The 10,604-nt window shown below is 57.3% G+C and carries 12 protein-coding genes; 3 read left to right on the forward strand and 9 right to left on the reverse strand.

Annotated features, from left to right (window positions below; translation table 11 throughout):
• From VGK48_23720 to VGK48_23740, 5 genes are all read right to left on the reverse strand, one after another.
• Positions 1 to 454 (reverse strand): DMT family transporter (locus VGK48_23720; protein HEY2384193.1); only part of this gene is annotated, 454 nt, incomplete at its 3' end.
• 415 nt (positions 455 to 869) lie between these two features.
• Entirely contained in the window at positions 870 to 2,156 is a 1,287-nt protein-coding gene (locus tag VGK48_23725) for an MFS transporter (GenBank protein ID HEY2384194.1), read from the reverse strand.
• A gap of 104 nt (positions 2,157 to 2,260) precedes the next feature.
• Positions 2,261 to 2,755 carry a Rieske 2Fe-2S domain-containing protein gene (locus tag VGK48_23730; protein HEY2384195.1) on the reverse strand — a complete coding sequence of 165 codons (495 nt, stop codon included), beginning with the start codon at positions 2,753 to 2,755 and terminating at the stop codon, positions 2,261 to 2,263.
• Positions 2,756 to 2,757: 2 nt separating this feature from the next.
• The gene (locus VGK48_23735) at positions 2,758 to 3,243 is read right to left on the reverse strand and encodes a hypothetical protein (protein HEY2384196.1); all 486 of its coding nucleotides are present in this window, start codon (positions 3,241 to 3,243) and stop codon (positions 2,758 to 2,760) included.
• Positions 3,244 to 3,861: a hypothetical protein gene (locus VGK48_23740; protein ID HEY2384197.1), complete on the reverse strand. Its 618-nt coding sequence runs from the start codon at positions 3,859 to 3,861 to the stop codon at positions 3,244 to 3,246.
• Positions 3,862 to 4,231: 370 nt separating this feature from the next.
• Between VGK48_23740 and VGK48_23745 the strand changes: the two genes are divergently transcribed.
• Positions 4,232 to 5,041, forward strand: a complete 810-nt coding sequence (locus VGK48_23745; GenBank protein ID HEY2384198.1) for a hypothetical protein — start codon at positions 4,232 to 4,234, stop codon at positions 5,039 to 5,041.
• 70 nt (positions 5,042 to 5,111) lie between these two features.
• On the opposite strand, the gene VGK48_23750 is transcribed toward VGK48_23745, so the two are convergent.
• The 4 genes from VGK48_23750 to VGK48_23765 all read right to left on the reverse strand — a co-directional run bounded on the left by VGK48_23750 (position 5,112) and on the right by VGK48_23765 (position 9,083).
• On the reverse strand, positions 5,112 to 6,194 hold the full coding sequence (locus VGK48_23750; GenBank protein HEY2384199.1) for a hypothetical protein: 1,083 nt from the start codon (positions 6,192 to 6,194) through the stop codon (positions 5,112 to 5,114).
• A gap of 80 nt (positions 6,195 to 6,274) precedes the next feature.
• Positions 6,275 to 6,730 carry a DUF1775 domain-containing protein gene (locus VGK48_23755; protein HEY2384200.1) on the reverse strand — a complete coding sequence of 152 codons (456 nt, stop codon included), beginning with the start codon at positions 6,728 to 6,730 and terminating at the stop codon, positions 6,275 to 6,277.
• A 273-nt stretch (positions 6,731 to 7,003) separates the two neighbouring features.
• Entirely contained in the window at positions 7,004 to 8,425 is a 1,422-nt protein-coding gene (locus VGK48_23760; GenBank protein HEY2384201.1) for an ATP-binding protein, read from the reverse strand.
• A complete protein-coding gene (locus tag VGK48_23765; protein ID HEY2384202.1) occupies positions 8,406 to 9,083 on the reverse strand; it encodes a response regulator transcription factor in 678 nt (225 codons plus the stop codon). Before VGK48_23765 ends, VGK48_23760 begins: the two co-directional genes overlap by 20 nt.
• Positions 9,084 to 9,184: 101 nt before the next feature.
• Between VGK48_23765 and VGK48_23770 the strand changes: the two genes are divergently transcribed.
• Both VGK48_23770 and VGK48_23775 read left to right on the forward strand, forming a co-directional pair.
• Positions 9,185 to 10,054 carry a hypothetical protein gene (locus tag VGK48_23770; protein HEY2384203.1) on the forward strand — a complete coding sequence of 290 codons (870 nt, stop codon included), beginning with the start codon at positions 9,185 to 9,187 and terminating at the stop codon, positions 10,052 to 10,054.
• A gap of 256 nt (positions 10,055 to 10,310) precedes the next feature.
• A partial coding sequence (locus tag VGK48_23775) for a DUF6152 family protein (GenBank protein ID HEY2384204.1) occupies positions 10,311 to 10,604 on the forward strand: 294 nt, incomplete at its 3' end.

Below are 10,604 nucleotides of genomic sequence, written 5' to 3' on the forward strand. Positions count from 1 at the left end.
GGATTTCCCGCCGCGGCACACCATGCACTTTTACAGTGACGCTGGCCATAAATACGGCAGAGATCACGAGTGCACAACCGAGTGCCTGTGTCTGCGAGAGTGTTTCGCCCAGCCAAACTATCGAAAATAGAATCACGAAGGGGCTGTACAGACACTCGACAATCGACATGACCCCGGCGCCGAGGACATTCAGGCTGGTAAACACCAGCGTGTCCGCGACGCCAAGCCCGAGAAATCCGCTGAGAAATAAGCGCCCGAAGTCGAGCGCCGATATCGCGGGCGGCCGAAGTCCGTACCAAAGCAGAATGGTGGGTATAAACAGGGCAAAGGCGATCAGGTTTTTAAAGAGGTTGAGCGCAAATGGATGAACGGATCGTCCCGTATGCCGGAACAGAATCAGAACGAAGGCCCAGCTCAGCGCGCAGGCCAGAGAGAGAACTTCTCCGAAAACCATCGGGCAAGACTACCATTCCCTCAGTCCTTCCAAGACTACCATTCGACTCATTTCAGCCTTTGAGGTGAAACGATTCCGGCCGCCGGACCTCCGATTGTGTAGATGCCGGCATAGCGAAACAAAAGGCAAGAACAGGCTCTCGCCTTTAGATTCGGCGATCTTGCGGATTAGGCCAGCCGGCTCCCGGATGACGGTCATGCGATAAATTTCCGACCGTTGTCAATGTCTGACTTATTTCGCATACCATTGAACGATGATATGTCCTGCATGCGGTTTCGGTAGTATCGGCAAGGCAAGTATGGACTGGGCTGACCTGCCGTGGCTGCTGCTCCTTCATTCTCCGCGGCGCTGTCACCGGTGCCGGCTGAAATTCCGCGCTTGGTTCTGGAGGGTGTGATGCGATCTGGACAGCGGGTTACTGACGAAAATCCCGCGTTCCCACCGAGCGGAAGCTGCGATACAGCAGCAGGTCATAAACAATCTTCAAGCCGCCGCATACATAAAATGGTGCATTGAACATCGACGCGCTCAACAGCCTTCCCGCGATCGCCGGGGCGATCGAGCTTCCCGCCGAGCGCGCCACCGCCGTCACGCCGCCGGCGGCCGACCGCTCGTCCGGGTCCACCACTGCCATGGTGTACGACTGCCGCGTCGGCACATCCATTTGCGAAATGCTGAATCGGAGCAGCAGCATCGCGATCGCCAGCGGCAGCGTCGGCATCAGCGGCACGAGAATCAAGACCACATTCGACGGGATATGCGTAAACACCATCGTGTTGATCAGCCCGATGCGCTTTGCCAGCCGCGTTGCGGTCAGCGCCGAGATCCCCGCAAAGACGTTCCCGAAAAAGAAAATGCCGCCCAGGGCCGCCGGTTGAACGCCGAACCGGACATGAAACCAATACGCCACGATGCTTTGCAGAATGAACCCGCCCGCAAACGCATCCAGCGAGAACAAGGCCGCCAGCTTGAATACCACGTGCCCCGAACGGTGCAGACCGAATGCGCCAAAAACCCGCTGCCCTCTCCGTTGTGCCCGCGCCTCCGAAGCGCTCTTCGTCTCTGCCGGTGTTAGCTCGGCCGCTCTCGATAAACACGCGAACATCACCGACAGGACGGCGCCGATCCCCGCATACATCATTACAATCACACGGTAACTTTCGAGCGATGACATCCCCGCCGAGCGCAGCGTCTGCGCCAGCACGCCGCCGGTCAGCGCTCCTGCCGCCGTCGCAAACGATCCCGTCAGGTTGTACCAGGCGAAAACCTGAATCCGGCGCTCGGCCGAAACGATCTGCGACAGCGCCGCCTGTTCGATCGAGAGAAACGGCCCGACTTCATTCCCGCTCGGACTGATGACTCCGATCGTCGCCGCCGTCAGCAACAGAACGAAATTCGTGGTCGATGCAAACAGGATTCCGGCAAATACCATCAGCACGCCGCCCAGGATCAGCATCGTCTTCCGGCCTGTCCGGTCGGCAGTCGTCGTGATAGCCAGCGAGATCACGGTATCTCCGGCCAGCGTCAGCGTGAGCAACAGCCCGATGCGGTTCTCGTTGAGACCCACCTCCGCGAGATACAGCATGAGCACCACCGAGAGGAAACCGTACGCGAACAGCCGGAGAATGCGCGTCGCAAACAGAAGACGGACATCTCTGCCGTGGCGGATCGGCTGCGCCGTCAGGCCTTGTTCAGCATCCATGCAGAGAAGCTTGCAGAGTCTCGAAAGCCTTGTAAACCGTTAAGCTCCCGATAGAGAGCGCCGAGAGGCGGCAGAAAACTGACGTTGCGCAGGTTTTTCTGTCCTCAAACCTGAACAACCGCGGATGCCCAGCCTGCGGGGTCCTTGTCCGATTCAAACCAGCGGTGCAGGTCAATGACGATCGATGCGTCTTCCTTCCGGATTGCGAAGCGGTCGAGATTTCGCGTTGCCCGTCCAGCGGTGTAGGTTCCGTTCGGTTGATATTGAGAATCGTGTTTCGAACATTGGAAGCGTTTGTCTTTGGCGAGCCACTTCACGGCGGCGTGCTCGTGTGGACATGCGAGGGCGAAGGCATAAACGCTGTTTTGAAAGCGGATCAAAATCACCTGAGTCTGGCGATCGATATTGACGCTGTCGCTAGCCGGCAACGGAAACCGTTTCTCATTGGCGGGTCCGGCGCCTTTCGTTTCAGCAACAGGCAGCGCTGCCAGCGATGAGGGCAAACCGAGAGCGGCCACAGCGGTGACCAAACAGCCTCCGGCGCGGAGAAATTCACGGCGGTTTGATCCGCCGGAGCAGTTGTTGTTGGATTCCTGCATATCTAACCGATGTTCGGCAGCGCAGCGCCGGCCAGCGTGGTCAACATCCATAGCACGACGCTGACGGTGGACGTGATGGTCAGCGTTCTCCAGGCCTGAACGGTGCCGGACTCGGCCAACCGCTCCGCCCGAACGAGCAGAAGTCCGTTCGCCATCAGTACGCCGATCATTGCCATTTTTACCCAGAACAGGATCGAGTGTAGAAATGTTCCGGTATCGGCGGCAAATAAAAACAGCCCACTGACGATGACGGCCGAAAGGCTGATCAAAACGATTCGATGCGTGCCCCGGAGCATCCCCAATTGGTTCGTCCGCTCCGCTGAGCCACGACGCGCCGCCAGCAACGTCAGGCGGTCGGCCGAAATCGCGCAGCCGCCGCCAATCACCAGGCCTCCGATGTGCAAGAACCCGATAAGGGTGCGCATCATGGCGTGGTTCGAATAAAAAGAAGCCCAGGTGTCCAAAATGCCAGAAATCCAAACGGTCATTCATCTTCCTTTAAATAACATGATCAGGTAGCCCACAGTGCCGACACCGATAGACGCCACGGCGATGTCGCGGTGTAACGACTTATCTGACGGATTCGTGATGATTCCGTTTTTCATATGCGGCCCGGTTGCTTCCGTTGCGAGAAATCCGCCGTCCGCTGCCAGCATGAGAATACTGTGGATCACCCGGAGTTTGCGTCCGTCCGTGTCGTGCCGGCCTTCCCACAGATTCCAGCCTCCAGTCAGCGTATTCACCCCGAAAAGCCCGACAATCCCCGCGCCGACTACGACATGCGCCGTTTTTTTGGCTCCGGTTTCCGGGTTGTTGTAGAGCGATTGGCCTAAACCGAGTTCAGTTCCGAATAGAGGCAGCGTGGCCCAGCTGGCGTATTTGTGAATTTTCAATCTTACCTCATATCCGTTCGAATATGTGGTGGCCGTTGGATGAGCCGCTCCTGGCTGCTGCGCGGGAGCCGGAGCCTGGCCTGTATCGCCGGATGAATTCGACGCAGCCTCCGCCACCGGCAAGGCCGGGCCATTTTGCAGATCCGCGCCGTCCTGTGCCAACGCTGAAAATGAAGAGCAGAAAACCAGCAGTGTCAGGGTGAAAAGCCGCATGAGTGTGTCCTCCATTCCGGGTGCAAGCCGTGAGCACATTCCAGTAGAGCCGAAGTCTCATGAACCTGTCATTGAGTGCAAATGACGATGCGTTCATGAAGACAATCATGGTTGATTCCAGAGCTCCGAAGGGTATGATACCCAACGAATAACGGCGTCAAGGGCGCGCCAGGCAAAACGAATGAAGCCGGAGACCAGACAGCCACAGCCTCGAACGCGAAAGACGAATGCTCCGTCGCCTAATGCCGTGACCACGGAAAAGACCAAAGCCCAAAGTCGGAAACGGCCAATCATAAAGAGAAGGCCAAGACTTCCTTTTAACTGAAAAGCATGCAGCCTGCAACAGGACATGCCTTAAGAGAGAGACCTTATGCGAACGATTTCTTACGCCCTGAAGATTGCATCACTGTTGACGGTCATTGCGTCCGCCCTTTATGTAGCGCCTTCGATGGCCTTTGGACAGACCGATGAGATTCAGGTCTACGATGCGGAGATTGTCGATCCGGGTGTGTTCAATCTGATGATACACACCAATTTTACGCCGATCGGACGGAAGACAGCGGACTTCCCTGGAGGCATCATCCCCGACAAATCGGTCAACGGCACGGCCGAATGGGCCTACGGCGTAAACGACTGGTTCGAGCAAGGGCTGTATATGCCGGTGTGGAGTCCTTACTCCCAGGGCCGCGGTGGAGCAATTAACGGCTTCAAGCTGCGGGAACTGTTCGTACGGCCCCACGCCAACAAACACACGTTCTTTTATGGCGTCAATTTCGAGTTCAGCGTCAATTACAAATACTGGGAGTCCCGGACCATCACCTCCGAGATCAGGCCGATCGTGGGTGTGCATCACCGTGGTGTGGACTTCATCTTCAATCCGATTGTGGATACCGACTACACCGGCGGCCCGCGCAATCTCGAATTCGTCCCGGCAACGCGGCTTGCATATAACTTCAACGACAGGTGGGCTCTCGCCCTTGAGGAATATGCCGATCTTGGCCCTCTCCATCATTTCGACACACCGCATAATCAGTTTCACGAGATCTGGGCCACCGTTAATCACGACACGAAGACCGTGAATATTGAAACCGGAGTCGGGATTGGTGTGACGTCCGGGGCCGACAAGTTGACATTGAAACTGATGTTGTCGCGCGATCTGAACCCTCGGCCCGAGAACTGAACTCAGGCAAGAGGCGGAAGGCCGCAACTGTTGAATTTGTTGCAGCCTTCCGGCTACCAGCTGAGGAATGCTATTTACCTACAACCAGGATCGAAAAGGAATCGGGAACCATCGCGCCCCTGCCACCGCGGCCGCCACGGCCGCCACGGCCGCCACGGCCCGGCGGCGGTGCTGCGCCGGCTGCAGGAGCCGCGGGAGCCTCATATTCAGCCGCAATGATATAGATCTGGTTCGTCTTGGTGTCGAGTGTCAGCGTTTTCCCGCCGGCCTTTGTCTGGACCGTCTGTTCGAGAGTGAAACTCGTGGGACTGTTTTCCTTCACGACCGTGAGCGTGCCGTCGCCGCCGTTGGAGCTGAACGCTTCCATCGTATTTGGGTTGAACGCGGCGCCGTCGGTGCCGGGACCGATGGGGATGGTGGTGAGAATCTTTCCATCTTTCGCACTCAGAATCACCATGTTTGCAGGATTTCTGCAGGTGGCGAACAGAATCTGATTCTTCGTATCGAGGGCCAGGCCCGCACATGTACCACCGCTGCCCGCGATATCATACTTTCGTGTGACCATCATCGTTTTGGCGTCGACCACGCCGATCATGTTCTTGTCCTCGAGATCGACATAAACAGTGCCCTTGCCGTCGCTGGCGGCCTGTTCGGGTTGTCCGCCCAGGTCGATCGTTCCGGCCACGCTGCCGTCACTCGCGTTAATAAGCGTGACATGGGGCGCAAGGTGGCTGAGATCCCACACCCGCGCATTGAAAGGATCGAAAAGCATGCCATCGGGCGAGCCCATCACATCGATCATCTTCAGGACGGCAAGCGTCTTCGAATCGAACATGGTGATCGGTTTGCTGCTGGCAAAGCCATGTCCGGACTTCGGATCGACGACCGCTCCATGAGCGCTGACCATCGGAATCTCGCCGGCCGGTTCGAGAGTGTCGAGATTGAACACGGTCAAGCGTGCCGTGCCTTGTCCGCTGCGAGCAACATAAAGCCGGCGTCCGGCGGTATCGGCATTGACGTAATCGAATCCGCCTACGCCCCCGACTTTGGCCGTCTTGAGAACTCTGTACGGCCCCGAACCTGGCGTCTGCGCCAGCGCAATAACAGCCAGCATCACGACCGCGACGACCGGAACGACTGCAACTCTTCGCATAAAACTCCCCCTTGATTTGGATTGTGCTGCTCATAATGTATGTCGGATTCCCGGGCGCGCCTCAGGCATCAGCGCTCGATTCAGGGCGCGGGGATCGCAGGCTTGAGCGTTACGACAGGTGCGGGCAGCCTCGATCCGGCGGGGCCGATAAATTCTTCTTTGGTTCCATCGTCGTAGTATTGGATAAATTTCCAGGTCAGGTTTGACCCCTGTTTCGGATTAATGGCCAGCATTCCGAACTCGACGAATTCGTAGGGCTGAATCTTTCCGGTCCAAGTGGCGCCGACGATCTTTCCTTTGTCGTCCTTTTTAAAATCTATCTTCCATCCCGGTTTGAACTCGAAGTCGTAAACTTGCAGTTCTGCTGGAAACTCTCCTTCGATCTTGCTCGAGCCTACCTGTTTCTCGTTGGGGACCCGCATCGTATATTTTTCTCTGGCTCCGAGCGCCGACTCGGTTGGAGCGATTCGGATGTGCGCCAGCACCACTTGTGTGCACATCAATGAAATCGCCAGCGTGTACCACAAACGTTTCATGAGAATCTCCTCTATGGTTGTCAGACTTAACTGTGCATTGTCGCTCTTCTTTGATGCATGTCAATGATTGCCGTGCTTTATGAACAAAAAGTAATTCATGGTGCCCCTTCCGTATTAAGGACCGGCTCCGAGTTGTGCAGTTGGAATCGGATCGGGATGGGAGAACGGCGGGACTCGAGAATAACAGCTTTCACAACGTTCAGACGCCGATCAGTAAGAACTGAGGCGGGAGCGGGGGGCCGCAACGCTTGAATCACGTTGCGGCCTTTGGTTTTAAATTGGAAAACTTACGGTGATTTTTGCGCCCCGGCCCTGACGATCCGAGACTTTCACGCTGCCGCCGTGCGCCTGGGCAACGGCATTCACGAACGCCAGGCCCAGCCCATGGCCCCGCGAATGCTTTCCTTTCACAAACCGTTCGAGGACATGATTGCGTATGTCTGCCGGGAACCCGGGCCCATCGTCCTCGATGGTGAGTTGAGCGTTTTGATCGGCACGCTGTAAGACCATGTGAATGCGGCAGCCATCGCCCAGGTGGGCGAGTTCGTTTTCCAGCAGGTTGCTCATCAAACGATGGATCAGCGGGACATCCGCTTTGATGAACACATCATCCTGGATATCCGCCTCGATCATGTGGTTGTGCGCCGCCAATGCGGGCTGGTACAGATCGATCTGCTGGCGTAGCAGGGCCGACAAACTCAAAGATTCCCGGTTCAGGCGAAGGGCGCCCGCTTCGGCTTCCGCAAGATCCAGCATGGTGTTCAAAAGGTGCGAAAGGCGGTCCAGCGTGTCGATCGACTCGGCGACAAGTTCGCGCCAGGGGCCGTCGTTGCTTGTTGAAAGCGCGACTTCCAGCCGGCCGCGGATGGCGGTGACCGGGCTCTTCATGTCATGCGCAACGGAATCGGTGACCGTACGGAGTTGTCCAACCGATGCCTGGATCCTGTCCAGCATTTGATTGAATGTCGACGACAGGCGGCTGATTTCATCGGCGTACTTGCCTTCCGGCACCCGGCTGCTCAAGTCTTCGCTACCGATACGCGCGACTGTCTCGGAAATATGTTCGACGCGAAGCAGCGTCCCACGCGCGCTGGCATACGAAATGAGGAATCCGAGGAAAACCGTCCCCGCCCAGACCATGAAAAACTGCGCCGTGAGCCGGTTCAAGAGATGGAGGGCTGAGTTGTCCGAAAGTCCCAGATAAATCGTTCCACCGTGGTCGCGATTCTTCGCGACCACACGGAAGGGCGTCGATTCTCCGTCGATCTGCAACGACTCCGGGGTCTCCGGCACGAGCCGCGTCTTCTGGATGGCGCGGAGGAAAGAATCCTTCATCTCCGGTCCGACCCACAGAGCAGCCTCGCCGCGGGCGCCGGTTTGCAGGAAGAACGCCGAGGAGCGGGCGTGCGAGGAATGCGGGCCGTACTCGTCGGGCATTTCGTGCGTCGCAAGCTCGGCGACTTCCTCCATGATCCGATCGTACAGAGCGTCCTGAGGAGTGCTGTTCGAGACTTCGCTGAGCACTTCCGCCTCTCCGGACAGCCATGCATCGCTGCGTTCCCGCACAGTGTTCGAGACGACGTAATAGGTGATTCCGAACGCAATCGCGCTGCCGAGAGCGAAAGCGAGGGTTGTCCAGACGGAGATCCGCCAGGCCGCGGTATTGCGGGAGGGTTTAAGGAGCTTTGATAACATAACCGATTCCTCGAATCGTCTGGATCAGCGGCTTCACGCTCTCTCGATCGACTTTACTGCGCAGACGATAGATGTGCACATCAACGACATTGGTCGCGGGATCGATCCTCATCCGCCATACATGATCCAGAATCATCGATCGTGTTACCACCCGGCCCTCATTCCGGCATAGGTATTCGAGAAGAACAAATTCCTGCGGTGTGAGCTGCAGATTCCGGTCCCCCCGCCACGCCTCGCGGCGGACAAGATCGAGTTGAAGGTCCGCCACCTTGAGCTTCAGCGATTCTTTCTGCGGTGTGCTGCTTCGCTTGAGAAGGTTGCGCAGGCGGGCGAGTAGCTCGGCCAGCGCGAAAGGTTTGGTGAGGTAGTCGTCCCCGCCCTGTTCGAGGCCGCGAACGCGCTCATCGACGGTTCTTCGCGCCGACAGAATCAAGACCGGCGCGTTGCTGCCATGCGCCCGGCAGCTGGCGATGAGTTCGAGACCGTCGCGATCGGGAAGGCCGAGATCTATAATGAATGCGTCGTGGACGCCTTCGCGCGCCAGAGCTTCTCCGCCTTCAGCGTTTGAGGCGGCATCGACCGTGTATCCGGCTTCAGTGAGGGCTCGCTTAAGAAACTCCTGAATGGCGATATCGTCTTCGACCAGCAACAGCCGCATGAAACAAACTCCCGCCGTATGAGTATCATTGGACCGGGACAAGTTGGACCTAAACGTACATGAACGCAAAATTACAGTTTGTTCATCTGGCCTCTTCTGACATGAATCCCCCAGTAAGCATTCGACGCCTGGCTCTTGTTGCAGCGCTGGTGTTCCTATGTGCCGTTCCCCAGCTTTGGGCGCAGGGGCCGCCCTACCAGACCGACGATCCCGTTCCTGTCGACCTCCATCATTACGAGTTCTACATCTTCGGGGGCGCCGGCGGCACACCGGTCGAGACGGATGCAACGGGTCCGGCATTTGAGTTCAATTGGGGCGCCATTCCGCGCGTGCAGGTACACGCCGTCCTGCCCTGGGGCGTGGTGGCGCCTTCCAATAACCCGCTTTATCTGCCCTCCGGCGCCGGCCCGGCCGAATTCGGCCTCACCGACACCGAACTGGGTGTCAAGATCGCCTTCTACAAGGAATCAAAATACATTCCGCAGATCGGCTCGTTCACGATGTTCGAGATTCCGACCGGCAGCTATGCCCGGGGGCTGGGTGTCGGCAAGGTCTGGTACAAGCTGCCACTGTGGGCGCAAAAGAACGTCGGCAAGTGGCTTTTTGACGGAGGCGGCGGCTACACCGTCGTTCCGCAAGTGGATTACCGCAACTTCGTTTATGGCGGCTTCCTTGTGAAGTACACCTTCAACAAGCGGATCGAGCTTGGCGGCGAGGTCTTTTCGCACGGGGCTGGAGGACTCGCGACGCCGCAGATACGAGGTTCAACGCTGGTGGATGTCGGCGGTTACTATCACTTCCACAACCCCGGCCATCAGTTCCTTTTCTGCTACGGACACAGCATGGCGGGGCTGACGGAGAACTATGCGTACGTCGGCTTGTACTGGACATGGGGCGAGAAACAGCCACCGCCCGGAGGAGTGAGTCATTTCTTCGGAGAGCTGGGTAATCACCCCGGATCGAGTAGGTAGCTTTTGCCGTTCAAAGCTGACAATCGCGGATGCCCGTCCGGCTGGACGGCAAATCGGTCAAGATTTCGAGTCGCGTGTCGGGTTATGTACTGGTGACGGACAGATTAAGTTTTATTCATAAAGGCCGGCCGGACTCTTTGTTTCTTGACGTATACGTGGAACGGATAAAAACTGTGGGTCAGCCAGTAGTGTTTTTGCTCTGGCATTTAGACAGTATTTTGTCCGAACATTCCACTTTTAGATCGGGAGAATAACGATGAAAAAGATCGTGCTTGGCTTGATGATCGGGGCAACCATCCTCGCTGCCGGAGTTCCTTTGATGGCGCATCATTCGTTCAGCGCCGAATTTGATTCCGCAAAGCAGGTGAAGTTGACCGGGACTGTAACGAAGATCGACTGGACCAATCCCCATGTTTGGTTCTATATCGATGTTAAAGACGAAGCCGGAAAGGTCACGAACTGGGGCCTGGAAATGGGCCCGCCGCACATGCTGCAGGCTGGCGGCTGGACGCGCACCACGATGAAGCTCGGTGATACGGTCAGCGTTCAG

The sequence above is a fragment of the Terriglobia bacterium genome, assembly GCA_036496425.1.
GTDB lineage: Bacteria > Acidobacteriota > Terriglobia > 20CM-2-55-15 > 20CM-2-55-15 > 20CM-2-55-15.

Bases quoted from the DNA above. Each gene is read 5' to 3' on its own strand.
- VGK48_23725 (HEY2384194.1), bottom strand. From the start codon at position 2,156: ATGGATGCTGAACAAGGCCTGACGGCGCAGCCGATCCGCCACGGCAGA.
- VGK48_23730 (HEY2384195.1), bottom strand. From the start codon at position 2,755: ATGCAGGAATCCAACAACAACTGCTCCGGCGGATCAAACCGCCGTGAA.
- VGK48_23735 (HEY2384196.1), bottom strand. From the start codon at position 3,243: ATGACCGTTTGGATTTCTGGCATTTTGGACACCTGGGCTTCTTTTTAT.
- VGK48_23740 (HEY2384197.1), bottom strand. From the start codon at position 3,861: ATGCGGCTTTTCACCCTGACACTGCTGGTTTTCTGCTCTTCATTTTCA.
- VGK48_23745 (HEY2384198.1), top strand. From the start codon at position 4,232: ATGCGAACGATTTCTTACGCCCTGAAGATTGCATCACTGTTGACGGTC.
- VGK48_23750 (HEY2384199.1), bottom strand. From the start codon at position 6,194: ATGCGAAGAGTTGCAGTCGTTCCGGTCGTCGCGGTCGTGATGCTGGCT.
- VGK48_23755 (HEY2384200.1), bottom strand. From the start codon at position 6,730: ATGAAACGTTTGTGGTACACGCTGGCGATTTCATTGATGTGCACACAA.
- VGK48_23760 (HEY2384201.1), bottom strand. From the start codon at position 8,425: ATGTTATCAAAGCTCCTTAAACCCTCCCGCAATACCGCGGCCTGGCGG.
- VGK48_23765 (HEY2384202.1), bottom strand. From the start codon at position 9,083: ATGCGGCTGTTGCTGGTCGAAGACGATATCGCCATTCAGGAGTTTCTT.
- VGK48_23770 (HEY2384203.1), top strand. From the start codon at position 9,185: ATGAATCCCCCAGTAAGCATTCGACGCCTGGCTCTTGTTGCAGCGCTG.